The following is a 15,577-nucleotide window of genomic DNA, read 5'->3' as shown; positions in this document are numbered from 1 at the left end:
CGCGGGGTTTTCTCAAACCCTTGCGTACGACAACCCCGTGAGAACCATCAGATGACCCACGTAGTAAAAATAAAAGGCTCTGCCTGTGCGTGGCACGGGAATGCGCAGGCGCGCAAGCGTCAGCAACGGTATCGCCAGCAGTGCCCAGAAATTACCGTTGATGAAGAAAAGCGAGCACACCGGCAGCACCAGCAACAAGAGCGCTGACACGGCTTTCGGCAATCGCCAATGCCATGGATTGCGCCAGTACACCCAGCCGCCCAGCACCACTGCCAGGCCGCTCCATTGGTAATCGACCGCCGCCGGCGCCAGCACGGCGCACACCGTCAGAAAGACCCATCGACGGCGCTCGATGCTGAGAATGCAGACGGCAGCCAATGCAAATGACAGCAGCACATTGAGCGTAAACACCGTCTGCGTCGCGATCGCGGCCACTGGCGCGGCGACCAGGCCCCACACGAACAAGCGCTTGACCGACTTTTCGACGTCGGCATCGGGCTGCGCGAGGTTGTAGGCCAGAACCAACGCAAACAGCGGGAACGCGACGCGCCCCAACTCGGTCACGACCGGCACGTAACCGAAGCCAAGGATCTTGAGCGCGTGGTCGCCGGTCATGAAGACGGCGGCCAGCCATTTCAAGAATTCACGGCCGCCGCTGGTCATTGCGGCGGTTGGCCGCGCCCGCTCGGCTGCGTGCGCGAGCGTGCCAGCGAGGAACGTCGCCGCCCTGCCCCATCGGCAGCTGTTCGACGGAACGGGAGACGGCCCACGATCATTCGCCACTCCGCCGCAGCGTACCCTTGTCCTCCTGCAGCTCCCGCTTGAACGGCACATCCGGTGGCGGCCTTGCAGTGGCTGGTTGGTCGTTGAGGTTCGGGTCGCTCAGGCCGCAGCCGCCGCCGAATTGCAGCAGCGACACCACGCAGCTGATTTTGGTGGTGGTGCCCGGGATCGGAATCTCGATCTTTTTCAGCCCGCGGCGCACCCACTCCTGCAGCAGCGTCTGGTTGGGCATCCAGTACTTGTCCAGCGAGGTCGGCGTATAGCCGTACGGCGGCCGTTTGAGCCAGGTGCCGCCCTGGGCGATCTGGTCGCGGGTCCAGGTGTCGGTGTCGCTGCCGGGCGGCCCGCGATCGCCAGCGCCGCTGCCGGCATCGCCGGTCCCGGCCACGCGGACGCTGCCGTCGCTATTGAACATGCCATCGCGCCGACCATTGCCGCCGGTGGTTTCGCCGCGGCGGGTGCGGTCGGATTTGCTCCAGTCGTCGGCATTGGCGGCCACATCCCATCCGCCGCTGCGGTCGGCAGGCTTCGGGCCGGCGTTGCTGTCGGCTGCCGGCTTAGCTGCTGACGATGCTGCCGCGCTGCTGGAACGCTCGGGCTGAGAGGGATTGGCCTGCGTCTGCGTTGTCGCTTGCACCGATTCCGCGGCGGCTGGCTGCCTCGGTGAAGCATCCGCAGGCGCCGCTTGCGCCGCAGGTGCCGCAGCCACAGGCGTCGGCGCCGGATCCGGCACGCTCGGCAACTCTGCGATGCGCACCGCGACGTCGGGCATGCGCACCGCCGGTGCGATCTCGCGCACGCGTGCGGCCGGCGCCGGCACGTGTGGGCGCTCGGGTATGACGACGTCGCGCTCGCGCACCGTTGGCGCATCGGCAGTGCGCACCGCCACTTCGGTAGCAGGACGTTCCAGTTCGCGAACCTGCGGGCGCTCGGTCACTGTCTGGATGTCGCGTTGACGGACCTCGACCTGCGGCGCCGCGCGTTCGATGGCACGCGGCGTCAGCGTAATCGTTGGTGGCGGTGGCACGACAAAATCGTTGGTGGCCACCGGCGTTTCGGTCACTTGCAGCGGGGATTGAATCGTCACCGGCGGCACCTGCACGGTCACTTGCGGAACATCTGCGGTCACCGGTTCGCTGACCGCATCCGCCGGCTCCGGCGCCTCGTTTTGCATCTGTGCCGTACTGGAGCTTTCGACCGGATCGGCAGCCGGCTGCGTCTGCGTCGGCGATGGAGTTGGTTCGCCCGCTGCCACCGATGCATCTGCTTGCGCTGAAGCAGACGCCGTAGCCGGTGCCGCAGATCCAGGTTGCCCCGCACCACCGCCCTGCTCCACCGCGCCATCGCCAATGAAGGTCATGCGTACCCGCGATTCATCGCCAGGCTTGGTGTCATCCGGCGCCCAACGCACGGTGACCACCCAGACGAGCAGCGCAATGAAACCGAGGTGGATCAGAAAGCTGCCGAGCAACGCCAACCAGTGCTGCCGACGCTGATCCTTCGGACGCGGGTCCCAGTGCTGCCACCACAGACTGCGAAATGCCTGGAATGGCGACAGGATGGCTGCACCGCCCACCTCGCGCTGCGACGGCTGTGCCCTTGCCAACAGCACATCCGTCAGCTGGTCATCGTTAAACGGCGCAGCGGCGTGTGCGCGGTTGCCCATCCAGATACCCCAGCCATACGGCAGGCCGGTACGCCGATCCAGAATGAGCTTGCCCGGCATGCGCGCGCGCAGTGCCTGCAGCAGATCGGCAGCCGTTGTCACCGGTGGCGCGGAATCAGGCCGCGCTGTCGCGCGGAATGTACGGGGCGTCGCCGGTGGCGTGATCGGTGGCATCGCGCACCGCGATCACGCCGGGTACCCGTCCCATCAGCGTCTTCTCGATGCCCTGCTTGAGGGTGACATCGGCCATGCCGCAACCGTGACAGCCGCCGCCGAAACGCAGCAGCACCACGCCATCGGCCGAGACTTCCTGCACCGCCACGCGTCCACCATGCGATGCCAGCTGCGGGTTGATCTCGTTCTCCACCACCCAGCGCACGCGCTCCACCATCGAGGCCGACTCTGCCGGTGCCTCGCCCTTGATCTTGGGCGCCTTGATGGTGAGCTGCTGATTGCCGGTGGACTGGGTGACGTAGTCGATCTCGGCGCCATCCACCCACGGCACGCTGGCTGCCACCACATACAAGGTGAAGCCATCGCAGTCGATGGCCCACTCGTCGCCGCTCAGGTCCGCCGGTTCGGCGAACTCCAACCGGGCATCGGCGCGCGGGGTTCCCGGGTCCACCGCGCTCAGGCGCACGCCCATGCCGGGCACGCCTTCGCGTTCGATGAGCTTGCGGAAATAGGTCTGGGCTTTGTCGGATATCTGGATCATGCGGGTTATTCTACCGCTCAATGCGCCCTCGCTCATGGAACACCGTGATCCTGGCGGGTGCGCCGTCCGCCACCCCTGCGAGACCGTCATGACCGATCTGATTCCCCTGGAGCAGGCCCATTGCCTTCCGCGCAAGGGCAGCGATCACAAGCTTGGCGAAGCGCGCCTGGCCGAGCTGCTGCCGCAGGTTCCCGGCTGGGAGCTGAGCGAAGCCGGCACGGCCATCACCCGCACGTTCCGCTTCGCCGACTATTACCGCACCCTGGCCTTCGTCAACGCGCTGGCCTGGATTGCGCATCGCGAAGACCATCACCCCGACCTGGGCGTGCACTACGACCGGGTCGTGGTGCGCTATTCCACCCACGACGTGGGCGGCCTGAGTGAAAACGACTTCATCTGCGCGGCCAAGACCGCGCAACTCTACGATCAGGGAGTCACTGCATGACCATGTTTCGCGCTGCACTCGCCGGCCTGTGCCTGGCGGCCGGCCTCAGCGGCTGCGGTAAATCTCCGCCACAGGCCGCCACCCCTACCGTGGCCCCCACCGAGCTTGCCGCCGTAAAGACGCCGCCGCCCGAGTATGCGCCTGAGCTGGCCTGCGCCGGCGTCGGCGGCACCACCGTGCTCCGGGTGGTCGTCGGGACCGAAGGCATGCCGACCGATGTGTCGGTGACGCAGGGCAGCGGCCAGCCGGTGCTGGACGAGGCCGCCCAGACGCGCGTGCGCGAGTGGAAGTTCAAGGCCGCCACTCGCAACGGGCAGCCGGTGCCACAGACCATCCAGGTGCCGGTCGCGTTCAAGCCGCCGGTGCCGCGCCCGGACGAGTGCTTCGCCATCGAAGAACGCGCACGCCGCGGCAGCTGAACCCCGCAGCCCGCCCTGCTGCATGGGCTGATCGGCGGCGGCGGGCGCAGGCGCTCGCTGCCGCCTATACATGAGGGATCGCGCCCATGGGCCTTGCCGGGCTTTCACGTCCCGCACGGTCGCCTTCGACAGCACGCGTTCGTCATCCGTGGATGGCCATCCTGCTGCCGCCAGCGATCGCGCGCGTGACGCGCCCGCCGCAGGAGCGCTTTCCATTCCACGAGGTCGCCGCATCGCATGCTTGAGGTGTCATCACAGAACGTCTGGACCGCGCTGGCGGTTACGTTGGCCGCAGGACTGGCCACGGGTCTTGGCAGCCTCATGGTGGTGTTCGCCAAGAAGCCCAATCCGCGGCTGCTCGCGTTCGGGCTGGCCTTCGCCGGCGGTGCGATGGTGTATGTGTCGCTGTCGGAAATCCTCAACAAGTCGATCGCGGCGTTTTCCAGCGCCTACAACGACAAGCTGGGTTTCACCTTCGGCACGTTGACCTTCCTGGGCGGCATGCTGTTGATCATGGCGATCGACCGACTGGTGCCCAACCCGCACCAGAGCCTGTCCACGGACGACCCGCAGTTCCGCGACGACAACCGTGCCTACATCCGGCGCGTTGGCCTGATGACTGCCATTGCGATCACGGCGCATAACTTCCCCGAAGGTCTGGCGACGTTTTTCGCCACTCTGGAAAGCCCGGTGGTGGGCATGCCGCTGGCGTTCGCCATTGCCATCCACAATATCCCAGAAGGCATCGCGATCGCGGTGCCGGTGTACTTCGCCACACGCAACAAGTTCTATGCCTTTGGCGCCAGCCTGCTGAGCGGATTGGCCGAACCCATCGGTGCGGGTATCGGCTATCTGGCATTGTCCAATGTGTTGTCCGACGCCGTGTTCGGTGCGGTGTTCGGGCTGATCTCCGGGGTCATGGTATTTCTTGCCCTTGACGAGCTGCTGCCGGCCGCCAAGCGCTATGCGCAGGGTCACGAGACCGTCTACGGCCTGGTCTCGGGCATGGGCACGCTGGCAATCAGCCTGGTGTTGTTCCGCTTCGCAACGCCTTGAGTACGAAGTAGGCGATCGAGCACTGCCACGCCGCCGGGAGCCTTGGGCCAGGATCGAAACGTGGCGTTCGCGGCGCACAGGAAGACTGTCCACCCGCGCTGACGGCCGGCCACTTCGGCAAGCCGCATGGCCGCTGAACATGGGCGCGCAGCCTCGCAATCGCCCGCACGTCAGCCAGCTTCCAGACATTGAATGCGGCGCATGGTACGTGCGTCATCCACGCGCACACAGCGAGGAGCCGTATGCAACGCACATGGTCACGAGAGCGCCTTGCCTGGGCGTTGGCGCTCGCATCGAGCGGAGTCCTGGCGCTCGGCGGCTGTCAACGCAGCGCACCGTCGCCGACACCCACCGCGATGCCAACCGACCCGGCCACCGTTACGCCGACGGCGCCGGCATACACCGTGCCTACCGCCGACCAGCTGTATCGACTGGTGGCGCCGATCGCCCTGTTTCCCGACAAGCTGCTGGCCCAGACGCTGGCGGCGTCGGTCTATCCTGAGCAGGTACTCACCGCGCAGGACTGGTTGCGCAGCAACCGCGCCCTGACAGCCGCCGACCGCGCGCAGGCCACCGTCGCGCAGCCCTGGGACCCCAGCGTCAAGGCCTTGACCGCCTTCCCCGATGTCGTGGACCAGTTGGCCGGCAATCTCGACTGGACCCGCGCACTGGGCGACGCCTACGCGCATGACCCGAACGACGTGCTCGACGCGGTGCAGATCATGCGCCAGCGGGCGCAAGCCAGCGGCCACCTGCGCAGTACGTCACAGCAGCAAGTCCAGGTCGCCCGGCACGTCGTTGTAACGCCGATCCTGGACGGAGAACGCGTCCCACCGCCCTCGCAGGTGATCACCATCGAGCCTGCGCAACCGCAGGTCGTGTATGTGCCGCACTATGACCCGGACGTGGTGTACGGAACGCCGGTGAATGTATACCGCGAGTACCGCTACCGCCCGGTGCGATGGTATGACCAGGGCGATGTGGCGACCGTCGGGGCGGTGTCGTTTGGCGCCGGTGTGCTGGTCGGCAGCGCATTGGAGCATCACCACGGCTGGTTCGGCTGGTTCGGCTGGGCCACGCCAGCGCCGGCGTGGCATCACTGGGGCTGGAACAGCTGGGGCGTGGAATGGAACGCCCCACCAGCCGCACCGCATTACGTGGTCTACCAGAATCGCGTCTACGCGCCCCGTACCACCATCATCAACAACCACACCACCGTCGTGGAGGCGCGGTCCTCTGTGCACCAGCAAGACCAGCGTCAGTGGTCGAACAAGACCTACACGCCCGTGCCGGGACCGGAGGTTGCGAAAGCAGCCCCGCCCGCGGCGCGCACGGCCATGCCGACTGCAGCGGCTGCGGCTGCGCCATCACTCGGTACGTTGCCGCGACCGACCGCGTCGGCGCCTTCGCCCGCCGAGCTGCACCATGCGCCCGACGTCGCGCACCTGTCTGCACCGCACTTCACTGCGCCGATGCTGCAGGCAGGACGCCCGGTGGCCGCGAGAGCTCCGCAGCCCGTGCCTGTCAGCCTGCCGTCGCCAGCACGCCCAGCGAACACGCCACACCCGACGCCCGCTACCGAACCTCCGGCAATGCGGACGGGCGAGTCGCCGGTCGCGCAGGCGCGCATGCCACCACTGCCGGCACATCAGGCGCTGCCTGCGGGTACTACGCGCCCTGCCAGTGAGCCGGCTCGTGAAACGCCTCGTCCCACCCTGTCGCCGCGCGAGGCATTTACCGCCCGGAACATGCACGACATCCCGCCGCGCACGCTGGCACCGCTGCAGCCCCGGCCGCCTCAGTTGCGGGAACAACCCCGCGTGGCGCCTCGCCAGCAAGCCGCGCTCGTGGTGCCACCACGGGCAGTACATCAACTGCCGGTGCAACTGCCACGTCCGGAGCCACGCCCACTGATGCAGGTTCAGGCGCAGCAGCGTCCGCAGCGCGTCGCCACGTTCGCCACACCCCGCGCCGCCCCCATTCATGCACCGGGACCTCGGCCGTCCCAATCGCATGCACAGGCGCCGCCGCATCACGAGCGTCGTCACGACAGCTGAGGCGGCTGTCGTCGTCATCGCGTAGCCGTCATATACATCGAGGGAAGGAGCGAAGCTGGCGGCACACACGTGCCGCCTTCTTCGCTACGCGACAGGCCCCGGCTGACTCCGGTCAGCCAGGGCTGCAGTGATCCGCTGGCGTGGCGCCCCCTGCGTCAGCGGCCCAGGCGGTCCAGTGCCTCGGCCAACTCCGGCGCCAGCGGCGCGCTCAGCACATACGGTGTCTTGCCGGAATCCAGCGCGAACTCCAGCGACGCCGCGTGCAGGAACAGCCGCTTCAGCCCCAATTGGTCACGTAGCCGCTTGTTGACCTCGGCCTCGCCGTACTTGTCGTCGCCGGCCACCGGGTGCCCCAGGTGCTGGGCATGCACACGGATCTGATGGGTACGGCCGGTCTCGATGCGCACTTCGCAATACGAGTGCCCGCCACGCCGTTCCAGCAACTTGAAATGGCTCAGCGACGGCTTGCCGATCGCATTCACCTGCACATGCCGCTCGCCCCCCTGGCGCAGGCCGATATGCAGCGGCGCATCCACCGTCATTACGCCGTCGGGCATGCGCCCGACCAGCAAGGTGAGGTAGCGCTTGGTAATGCCGCGGCCCTCGACGCGGTCGTCCTCGCGCATCAAGGCCTGCAGCTCGGTCAGCGCCGAGCGCTTCTTGGCCACGATCAATAGGCCGGATGTATCGCGATCGAGCCGGTGTACCAGTTCCAGGGTCTGATTCGGCCGCAACGCCCGCAGGGTTTCGATGGCACCGAAGCTGATCCCGCTGCCGCCATGGCTGGCAACCCCGGACGGCTTGTTGAGCGCCAGCAGCCGCGCATCCTCGAATACGATCGCCGCTTCCAGCCGGGCCAGGAACGACGACGGTGGCGCGGCCTTGTCGCCCTCCTCGTTCACCCGCACCGGCGGGATGCGCACTTCTTCGCCGCCCTCGAGCTTGCGCTCGGCCTTGGCCCGCCCGCCGTTCACCCGCACCTGGCCACTGCGGACCAGCTTGTAGATCAGGCTACGCGGCGCGCCCTTGAGCTGGCCGAGCAGGAAATTGTCCAGCCGCTGCCCTGCACGGTCTTCCGGAACTTTGAGAATGCGCACGCCCACGCGGTCGGCAGGCGGCTTGGGGGGCTGGGGGTCGGTCATCCGGCTCTTTATTCTGTTACACTCGGCGAGCGAGATAAGGGTTTGATTTCGTTGGAAGTTGATTGGCCAGAAGCCTGACTTCCGATGATTCCGGCACAGTGCGCGACCACCGCCCCAGGGGCGGCCATGTTAGCGGCTCACCGGCCTACCCGGCCATCGCCGGCGGTCTTTGACCGTTGCGCTGAACATGTCCCGTGCGCTGCCCCGGTTCGTCCGGACGCGGCTGCCGGCCCTGAAACACCTATAAAACCCAAAGACAAGCGCTCCCGCGGCATGCCGTGGTGTTGCAGCGCTGGAAACCCTGGTCAGGCCTGTCCGCGCGTTGCGCGAAGGGCCGACAAGCTGTTCCAGAGGCGAAACGTCACGGCGTTCCGCGCGGTAGAGCGCGTGAGGAACGCAACAATGAAGCGAATGCTGATCAACGCAACGCAGGCCGAAGAGCTGCGCGTGGCGATTGTGGACGGCCAGACCCTGTACGACATCGACATCGAACAGCCGTCCAAGGAACAAAAGAAATCCAACATCTACAAGGGCCGCATCACCCGGCTCGAGCCTTCTTTGGAAGCGGCCTTCGTGGACTATGGCGCAGAGCGCCATGGCTTCCTGCCGCTGAAGGAAATCTCCCGCGACTATTTCCAAGCCGGCGTCGACCATAACAAGTCGACCATTCGCGAGTTGCTGCGCGAAGGCCAGGAAATCGTGGTGCAGGTCGACAAGGAAGAACGCGGCAACAAGGGCGCCGCCCTGACCACGTTCATCTCGCTGGCCGGCCGCTACATGGTGCTGATGCCCAATTCGCCGAGCGCCGGTGGCGTTTCGCGCCGGATCGAAGGCGAAGACCGCGCCGCACTGAAGGAAGCGCTGGACAAGCTCGACATTCCCGACGACATGGGCGTGATCATCCGCACCGCCGGCGTGGGGCGTGACGCCGAAGAACTGCAGTGGGATCTGGACTACCTGCTGCAAACCTGGAAGGCGATCGCCGAGGCCGCGCTGAGCAAGCCGGCCGCCTTCCTGATCTACCAGGAATCGCGCCTGATCATCCGCGCCCTGCGCGACTACCTGCGCGCCGATGTGGGCGAAATCCTGGTCGATACGCCGGAGCTGTACGCCGACGCCCAGGAATTCATGAAGCAGGTGATGCCGCAGAGCCTGCGCAAGCTCAAGCACTACACCGACGATATCCCGCTGTTCAATCGCTTCCAGATCGAATCGCAGATCGAAGGCGCCTACGAGCGCAACGTGCGCCTGCCCTCGGGCGGTTCGATCGTGGTGGACCAGACCGAAGCGCTGACCGCCATCGACGTGAACTCCTCGCGCGCCACCAAGGGCAGCGATATCGAAGAGACCGCGTTCCAGACCAATCTGGAAGCGGCCGAAGAAGTGGCACGCCAGTTGCGCCTGCGCGACCTGGGTGGCCTGGTGGTGATCGACTTCATCGACATGGCCTCGTCCAAGCACCAGCGCGAAGTCGAAAACAAGCTGCAGAACGCGCTCAAGTACGACCGCGCCCGCGTGCAGTTGGGCCGCATCTCCCGCTTCGGCCTGATGGAAATGAGCCGCCAGCGCCTGCGTCCGAGCCTGGGCGAATCGAGCCAGATCGTCTGCCCGCGTTGCGACGGCCATGGCCGCATGCGCAGTGTCGAGTCGCTGTCGCTGTCCATCATCCGCGTGGCCGAAGAGCACGCCATGAAGGAAAACACCGGGCAGGTGCTGGTCCAGGCCCCGGTGGAAATCGCCAACTACCTGCTCAACGAAAAGCGCAGCGCGCTGCGTGAGATCGAGCAGCGCCACGAGTCGCCGATCATCATCGTCGCCGACGAGCAGCTGCACACCCCGCACTACGAAGTCACCCGCCTGCGCGAAAACGAGCTGGGCGAAGACAGCGGCAAGCCGAGCTACCAGCGCGGCACCCCGCGCAAGCTGCCGGTGCATGCGCTGACCAAGGCGCAGTTGAACATCCCGGCGGCCCCGGCGGTGACCTCGATCAAGCCGAGCCAGCCGGCGCCGGTGCGTGAAGAGGCCCCTGCACCGGTGGCGCCCGTCGCGGCACCGGCCCCGGTGGTGACGGTTCCGATCCCTGCACCGGTCACTGGTGTGGTTGGCTGGCTGAAGCGCATCTTCGGTGGAGTCGAGCCGATCGCGCCAGCGCCCGAGACGACCCAGCGCCCGCGGCAGAACGATGCCGGACGCAATGCACGTAACGAGCGCGGGGAACGTGGCGGCCAACGCCGCGATGGACGCGATGCCCGCAATGGCGGCAACGGCGGCAATCAGCGCGGCAATGGCAATGGTGCCAACAAGGAGCGTCGCGACGAGCGCCGCCAGCCGGCCAATGGCCAGAACGGCCAGGCCGCGCAAAACGGCGCCCAGGCCCAGCAGCAGGTGCAGGCGCCCAAACCGCCGCGCAATGAGTCGCAGGCACCGAAGCAGCAGCCGCAGAAGCCCAAGCCGCAGAACCAGGCGCCCCGTCCGCCACGTGCGCCTGCACAGCAGGATGGTGCACCGTCCGAGCGGCAGCCGCGTCCTGCACGTCAGGATGAAGGGACCGCTTCGGCGCAGACCCTGACCTCGACGGCAGCAAGTGCAACGACGACGGGGGTGGTCGCACCCATCGCTGAAACCGCTGCGCCTGCCACCGTGCAGGCCAGTGCAGCTGGGGCGACCCAGGCACACCCGGTCGAGGTTGTGGTGAGCGAGTCCACGGCCGATCGCGGCAATGATGCGGTTGCGGATGCCCCCGGCCAGGAAGGCGCGGGCGATGATGCGGCCAATGGCGAAGGTGGAAGCCGTCGCCGCCGCGGTCGTCGCGGCGGCCGTCGTCGTCGTCGTGGCGCCGGCGCAAACGGTGAGGGTGGCAGCAACGTGGATGGTCTGGAGACGGACGATCTCGATGGCGATGTTGATGGTGATCTGGAAGGCGACAATGACGGCGACGAAGCCAATACGCAGGGCCAGGCATCTGCCGCTCCGCGTGCGGGTCAGCCGGAGTTCGACTTCGATGACGACGCTCCTGCGCCGGCCGCTCGCACCAGGGCCGAGCCCGACGCTGCGGCACCGGTGAAACCACGCCCGGTCCCCAAGGAACGTGCGGAAACCCCGTCGGGCAGCGATACCACCGCGACGACGGCACCGGTGTCCAACGCGGCACCGTCGTTCGAGCAGCAAGCCACGGCCCCGGCTGCCGCCGCAGCGGAGCGGGCACGCAATGACGCTGCCGTCGCGGCAGCGCCGGCGCGGACTGCGTCTGCTCCGGCAGCAGCGACTTCGGCGACATCACAAGAGGTCACTGCGACCTCGCCCGCAGCTCCGGCCCCGATTGCCAAGCAGGCGTCGGCAACCGAGGCGACGCCGGTCGCCAGCTCGGCATCAGTGGCGGTTGACGCCACTGTGCCCTCGCCCGCTGCCGAAGTACCTGCGGTGACGGCGACACCGGGCAGCGCGGCAGCGCCTGCCGCATCGGTGGCTGTCACAAAGCCGGTCGCGCCAGTTGCTGCACCGACGTCGACGAGCGAGCCGACCTCTGTCACGCAGCCGACGCCGGTCCCCAAGGCATCGACTGATGCCGCAGCGTCCTCGGCCGGTACGCCGGACCGTCCCGCTGCAACCGTGCCGGAAACGTCGGCAGCGCAGCGGGAGCCTGCCAAGCCGTCGGCATCGACGTCGGTGACGGCAGAGCAGGCTGCTCCTGCAGCGGCTGCATCAACCGCTCCTTCTGCGCAGGCCGCCGTGCTGACCGCCAAGGCACCGCATGCCGAACATACCAGTGCAGTCGCTCCGTCCGTCGATGTCGCAGTGACCTCGACCACGACGGTGCCGCAGACGCCTGTCGCAGACGCAGCACCCGCTCCGGTACGCAAGCCCTACGCGCCGGTGCAGACGACCATGCTTGACGCACTGGCCCCCAAGGATGATGCAGCAGCTGCAACGTCCGCTACGCCGGTCCCGCCCAAGGCGCAGCAAACGCAATCGGCAGCGGTAGCGCCTGCAGCTACGCAGCGGCCGGAAGCCGACGCGCCGAAGGCGACTGTCGTTGTCTCCGAAGCGTCCAAGCCTGAAGCGTCGTCGGCCGATACCGATGCCGAGGGTGCCTCCAAGGAAGATGGCGACGCCGACAAGCCGCGTGACCAGCACTGATCGTCACGACCGCCGCACTACCTGACCTGCATTAGCGGGTCAGGAAGCGTCAAGACACAGCGGCCTTCGGGCCGCTGTGTTTTTGTGCGCGTGTGGTGCTGATAGCGCTGCAAGAAGAAAGCCCTGCGCCAGGCCGCTCTCGTTCGCGCATCGCACAAGAACCTGCTCCCACACCGCCCTGCCCTGCAGCGGCCAGATCTGTGCGGGCAGCGGATGCTGATCGGGCCTGGAACGACTTCAGTGCTACTGCCGTGAGAACTCTCGAAGTGCAGCAGGCGTCGCGCTACGCAGCGGCTGCAGGCATCGCTTAGCCGATTGCCAGCCCTGATGTCCTGCCGCTTGCTGCGAGCGACGCTTTTTTTCGACGTGCAGGCACTGCCTGCGTCAACGGACTCGCCTTGCCTGCGCCGCGCGCTGCGACGACCACTTATAAGCCATCGCCAGCGGGTCCAGGGCGCCGGCCAGCTTTACGCATTCTGAAATCGCTAACCAGACCGATTCAATCCATGCAGCGCCGTGCTCAATCAGCGACAGCCGGGCGTTACATCGTGCGGGCAGGATCGGTCAGGCCGTATTGATTGGCCAGACGGGCCAACGCGATGTTGTCCTGGATGCCGACCTTTTCGAACAGGCGCGCCTTGTGCGTATTGATGGTCTTGGCACTGAGATTCAGGCGCTTGGCGATGTCTTCCTGGCGCAGGCCCTGGGTCAGCAACAAGGCCACCTCCAGCTCGCGTGGCGACAACGCATCGAAGGGGGAGCCGCCACCTTCGAGATTGGACAGCGCCAGATTCTGCGCAATCGTGTTGCCCAGATAACGCCGCCCCAACGCCACCTCGCGTACCGCGCGCAGCAATTCATGCGCATCGCCCCCCTTGCCCACGTAGCCGGACGCACCGGCTTCGAGCAAGCGCTTGGGCAGCGGACCATCTTCGAGTACGGACACGATGATCACGCGCGTGCCGTAATCGCCCTTGACGATGCGCTCGGTGATTTCAAGACCGCTCACGCCGGGCAGGTGCAGATCGCACAGCACGATATCGGGCTTGAGTTGACGAACCTGCGGCAAGGCGGCTTCACCGCTCTCTGCCTCACCCACCACATCGACGTCCACTTCCTTGGACAGGATCATCTTCATGCCGGTACGCACGAGTGCATGATCGTCGATCAGAAAAACTCTGATGGTCATCCTTGTTGTCCTCGCTGTGCGGCTGGCTGATGCAGCCTAGCTCCGTGAATAATTCAGGGCAAGCTCGATGCAACGTATTACGCTCAAGTTAGAGCGAACTGCACGCATTCCGACGTGTAGTACCACGTGGCGGCTCTGTAGTGCAGCGTGTTGACATGATGCGAGCGCCTGCAATGCCGGCTGCATCGGGCAACCCAGTCGTGCCCGGTCAGACTTTTCCTGGCTCGGTGGTCCGCGTGCCGTCCACCAGCGGCCGCAATTGCGGGTCCAGTGCAACGCGCTCGTCGAAGACGAAACAGCGGCCGTCGTAGCCTTCGCCGCCGACTTCCTCGAAATAGCCCAGGATGCCGCCCTCCAACTGCAGCACGTTGTCCATGCCCTCGGCCTGCATCCAGACTGCGGCCTTTTCGCAACGAATACCGCCGGTGCAGAAGCTCACCACCGTGGCATTGGCCAACGCGGCGCGGTGCGGCTCAAGCGCTGCAGGCAGGTCGGTGAACTTGTCGATCGGCAAGGTCAGGGCGCCATGAAACGTGCCATAGGCCACTTCCTGCGCATTGCGCGTGTCCAGCAGCACCAGCGGGCGACCACGATCATCGTGGCCAGTGCGCATCCACTCCCGCAACACTGCGGGGCTCACTGCAGGCGCACGGCCCGGCAGTGGCGATGCATCCTGGCGACGGAAGCTGATGATCTCCGGCTTGACCTTTACCTTGAGCCGCGCAAAGGGCTGATGCGTGCTCTGGCTGTATTTGATGCGCATGTGTGCAAAGCGGCTGTCTGACTGCAACCACAGGTAGAACGCGTCGATCCGGTCCGCCTCGCCCGCCAGAAAGAGATTGATGCCCTCCTCGGCCACCAGCACCGAGCCCTTCAGCAGGTGCTGTTCGGCCTGCGCCAACACGCTGTCGGCCAGCGGCTGCGGGTCCTGGATGGTGACGAAGTGGTAAGCCGCAGTATTGGTAATCATGCGGCTATTTTAAGGCGGCAGGCCCGAGCTAGCGAGCGCATGGACAAGATCGACCGTACTCCGGAACGGCGCGCTGCTCGATGGCAGAGGCGTTGAATCTGCCGCGATCTCAGTCAGATCGGTCCCGGCCCCGGGCCGCTCAGCCGCGCAACAGCAGGAACGGCAGCAACACCAACGAGGCCACGACCAGCATGCCCAGTAGCGTGGCAATCACGAAGACCGGGCGTTTGCGCAGCAATGCGCCAAAGGTTTCTGCGGTACCGGCGGCAATCGCCTCCTGGCGCTGGGCGCGTGCGATCGCGCCGCGCTGTGCCTGGTAGGCACCCAGCAAGGCCTTGGCACGTGCGTGGTCCGCGTCGTCGCTGAGCCAGATGCCGCCTGCGGAGATCCCCCAGTTGCTGGGCCGCGTTTCGTAGATCTGTACCAAATGCTCGCGCATCAGCGCCCGCACCTCGTCGGCCTCGTCGTCAGGGACATTGCGCAGGTTGAGCAGCAGCTTGGCCATGGGACGATGATACCGGGAGCCAGGTGCGATAATGGCGGCCTTCCTTCACGGACATACCCATGCGCCTTGTGCTGACGCTCTGTGCCGCCCTGCTGCTTGCCAGCTGTGCGCCCGCCCTGCCGCCCTCCGGTGGCACCATCGCCAGCTTCGAACGGATCGACCACACCGCCGGTACCGGCGCGGAGGCCACGCCCGGTTCCCTGGTGACGGTGCATTACACCGGCTGGCTGTACGACGAAAAGGCGGCCGACAGACACGGCAAGAAGTTCGATAGTTCGCTGGATCGCGCCGAGCCGTTCCAGTTCGTACTGGGTGGCCGCCAGGTCATTCGCGGTTGGGACGAAGGCGTTGCCGGCATGCGCGTGGGCGGCAAGCGCACCTTGATGATTCCGCCGGATTACGGCTACGGCGACAACGGCGCAGGTGGCGTGATTCCGCCGGGCGCTTCGCTGGTGTTCGATGTGGAATTGCTCGGCGTGCAGCCGCGCTGAGT

Annotated in this window: 13 protein-coding genes; 6 read left to right on the top strand and 7 right to left on the bottom strand. The window is 66.4% G+C overall.

Annotated features, from left to right (window positions below; translation table 11 throughout):
• Window positions 1–12: 12 nt before the first annotated feature.
• From ABQZ09_RS16070 to ABQZ09_RS16060, 3 genes are all read right to left on the bottom strand, one after another.
• Complete coding sequence (locus ABQZ09_RS16070; protein ID WP_039409123.1) at window positions 13–663, bottom strand: TraX family protein; 651 nt, start codon at window positions 661–663, stop codon at window positions 13–15.
• A 109-nt stretch (window positions 664–772) separates the two neighbouring features.
• Window positions 773–2,551 carry a transmembrane repetitive protein gene (locus tag ABQZ09_RS16065; RefSeq protein ID WP_349777353.1) on the bottom strand — a complete coding sequence of 593 codons (1,779 nt, stop codon included), beginning with the start codon at window positions 2,549–2,551 and terminating at the stop codon, window positions 773–775.
• A 13-nt stretch (window positions 2,552–2,564) separates the two neighbouring features.
• Complete coding sequence (locus ABQZ09_RS16060) at window positions 2,565–3,164, bottom strand: NfuA family Fe-S biogenesis protein (RefSeq protein ID WP_039409117.1); 600 nt, start codon at window positions 3,162–3,164, stop codon at window positions 2,565–2,567.
• Between the two features lie 88 nt (window positions 3,165–3,252).
• On the opposite strand from ABQZ09_RS16060, the gene ABQZ09_RS16055 reads away from it, so the two are divergent.
• The 4 genes from ABQZ09_RS16055 to ABQZ09_RS16040 all read left to right on the top strand — a co-directional run bounded on the left by ABQZ09_RS16055 (window position 3,253) and on the right by ABQZ09_RS16040 (window position 7,141).
• Window positions 3,253–3,609, top strand: a complete 357-nt coding sequence (locus ABQZ09_RS16055) for a 4a-hydroxytetrahydrobiopterin dehydratase (protein ID WP_039409115.1) — start codon at window positions 3,253–3,255, stop codon at window positions 3,607–3,609.
• On the top strand, window positions 3,606–4,028 hold the full coding sequence (locus tag ABQZ09_RS16050; RefSeq protein ID WP_349777352.1) for an energy transducer TonB: 423 nt from the start codon (window positions 3,606–3,608) through the stop codon (window positions 4,026–4,028). The genes ABQZ09_RS16055 and ABQZ09_RS16050 overlap by 4 nt, the downstream gene beginning before the upstream one ends.
• A 237-nt stretch (window positions 4,029–4,265) precedes the next feature.
• On the top strand, window positions 4,266–5,084 hold the full coding sequence (gene zupT, locus ABQZ09_RS16045) for a zinc transporter ZupT (RefSeq protein WP_039409112.1): 819 nt from the start codon (window positions 4,266–4,268) through the stop codon (window positions 5,082–5,084).
• 242 nt (window positions 5,085–5,326) lie between these two features.
• Window positions 5,327–7,141: a DUF3300 domain-containing protein gene (locus ABQZ09_RS16040; RefSeq protein WP_349777351.1), complete on the top strand. Its 1,815-nt coding sequence runs from the start codon at window positions 5,327–5,329 to the stop codon at window positions 7,139–7,141.
• Between the two features lie 155 nt (window positions 7,142–7,296).
• On the opposite strand, the gene ABQZ09_RS16035 is transcribed toward ABQZ09_RS16040, so the two are convergent.
• Window positions 7,297–8,283, bottom strand: coding sequence for an RluA family pseudouridine synthase (locus ABQZ09_RS16035; RefSeq protein WP_104580679.1), 987 nt, complete (start codon window positions 8,281–8,283; stop codon window positions 7,297–7,299).
• 411 nt (window positions 8,284–8,694) lie between these two features.
• On the opposite strand from ABQZ09_RS16035, the gene ABQZ09_RS16030 reads away from it, so the two are divergent.
• Window positions 8,695–12,420 (top strand): ribonuclease E/G, encoded by a 3,726-nt coding sequence (locus tag ABQZ09_RS16030; RefSeq protein WP_349777375.1) that lies wholly within the window; start codon window positions 8,695–8,697, stop codon window positions 12,418–12,420.
• 541 nt (window positions 12,421–12,961) lie between these two features.
• Here ABQZ09_RS16030 and ABQZ09_RS16025 read toward each other — a convergent pair.
• From ABQZ09_RS16025 to ABQZ09_RS16015, 3 genes are all read right to left on the bottom strand, one after another.
• A complete protein-coding gene (locus ABQZ09_RS16025) occupies window positions 12,962–13,609 on the bottom strand; it encodes a response regulator (RefSeq protein WP_039409104.1) in 648 nt (215 codons plus the stop codon).
• A gap of 208 nt (window positions 13,610–13,817) precedes the next feature.
• Window positions 13,818–14,579: a sulfurtransferase gene (locus ABQZ09_RS16020; protein ID WP_349777350.1), complete on the bottom strand. Its 762-nt coding sequence runs from the start codon at window positions 14,577–14,579 to the stop codon at window positions 13,818–13,820.
• A 139-nt stretch (window positions 14,580–14,718) separates the two neighbouring features.
• Window positions 14,719–15,084 carry a DUF6164 family protein gene (locus ABQZ09_RS16015; RefSeq protein ID WP_047694826.1) on the bottom strand — a complete coding sequence of 122 codons (366 nt, stop codon included), beginning with the start codon at window positions 15,082–15,084 and terminating at the stop codon, window positions 14,719–14,721.
• 59 nt (window positions 15,085–15,143) lie between these two features.
• Between ABQZ09_RS16015 and ABQZ09_RS16010 the strand changes: the two genes are divergently transcribed.
• Window positions 15,144–15,575 carry an FKBP-type peptidyl-prolyl cis-trans isomerase gene (locus tag ABQZ09_RS16010; protein ID WP_039564344.1) on the top strand — a complete coding sequence of 144 codons (432 nt, stop codon included), beginning with the start codon at window positions 15,144–15,146 and terminating at the stop codon, window positions 15,573–15,575.
• The last annotated feature ends 2 nt before the right edge of the window (window positions 15,576–15,577 follow it).

It is taken from the genome of Xanthomonas sp. WHRI 6106, assembly GCF_040202405.1.
Lineage (GTDB): Bacteria > Pseudomonadota > Gammaproteobacteria > Xanthomonadales > Xanthomonadaceae > Xanthomonas > Xanthomonas cannabis.
The sequence above is the reverse complement of the archived record's forward strand: the minus strand, read 5'-3'. Positions and strand labels throughout refer to the sequence as shown.

What these genes read in the sequence shown, in the direction of transcription:
- ABQZ09_RS16020 (WP_349777350.1), bottom strand. Translation starts at nt 14,579, where the DNA reads ATGATTACCAATACTGCGGCTTACCACTTCGTCACCATCCAGGACCCG.
- ABQZ09_RS16060 (WP_039409117.1), bottom strand. Translation starts at nt 3,164, where the DNA reads ATGATCCAGATATCCGACAAAGCCCAGACCTATTTCCGCAAGCTCATC.
- ABQZ09_RS16030 (WP_349777375.1), top strand. Translation starts at nt 8,695, where the DNA reads ATGCTGATCAACGCAACGCAGGCCGAAGAGCTGCGCGTGGCGATTGTG.
- ABQZ09_RS16010 (WP_039564344.1), top strand. Translation starts at nt 15,144, where the DNA reads ATGCGCCTTGTGCTGACGCTCTGTGCCGCCCTGCTGCTTGCCAGCTGT.
- ABQZ09_RS16035 (WP_104580679.1), bottom strand. Translation starts at nt 8,283, where the DNA reads ATGACCGACCCCCAGCCCCCCAAGCCGCCTGCCGACCGCGTGGGCGTG.
- zupT (WP_039409112.1), top strand. Translation starts at nt 4,266, where the DNA reads ATGCTTGAGGTGTCATCACAGAACGTCTGGACCGCGCTGGCGGTTACG.
- ABQZ09_RS16025 (WP_039409104.1), bottom strand. Translation starts at nt 13,609, where the DNA reads ATGACCATCAGAGTTTTTCTGATCGACGATCATGCACTCGTGCGTACC.
- ABQZ09_RS16055 (WP_039409115.1), top strand. Translation starts at nt 3,253, where the DNA reads ATGACCGATCTGATTCCCCTGGAGCAGGCCCATTGCCTTCCGCGCAAG.
- ABQZ09_RS16050 (WP_349777352.1), top strand. Translation starts at nt 3,606, where the DNA reads ATGACCATGTTTCGCGCTGCACTCGCCGGCCTGTGCCTGGCGGCCGGC.
- ABQZ09_RS16015 (WP_047694826.1), bottom strand. Translation starts at nt 15,084, where the DNA reads ATGGCCAAGCTGCTGCTCAACCTGCGCAATGTCCCTGACGACGAGGCC.
- ABQZ09_RS16040 (WP_349777351.1), top strand. Translation starts at nt 5,327, where the DNA reads ATGCAACGCACATGGTCACGAGAGCGCCTTGCCTGGGCGTTGGCGCTC.
- ABQZ09_RS16070 (WP_039409123.1), bottom strand. Translation starts at nt 663, where the DNA reads ATGACCAGCGGCGGCCGTGAATTCTTGAAATGGCTGGCCGCCGTCTTC.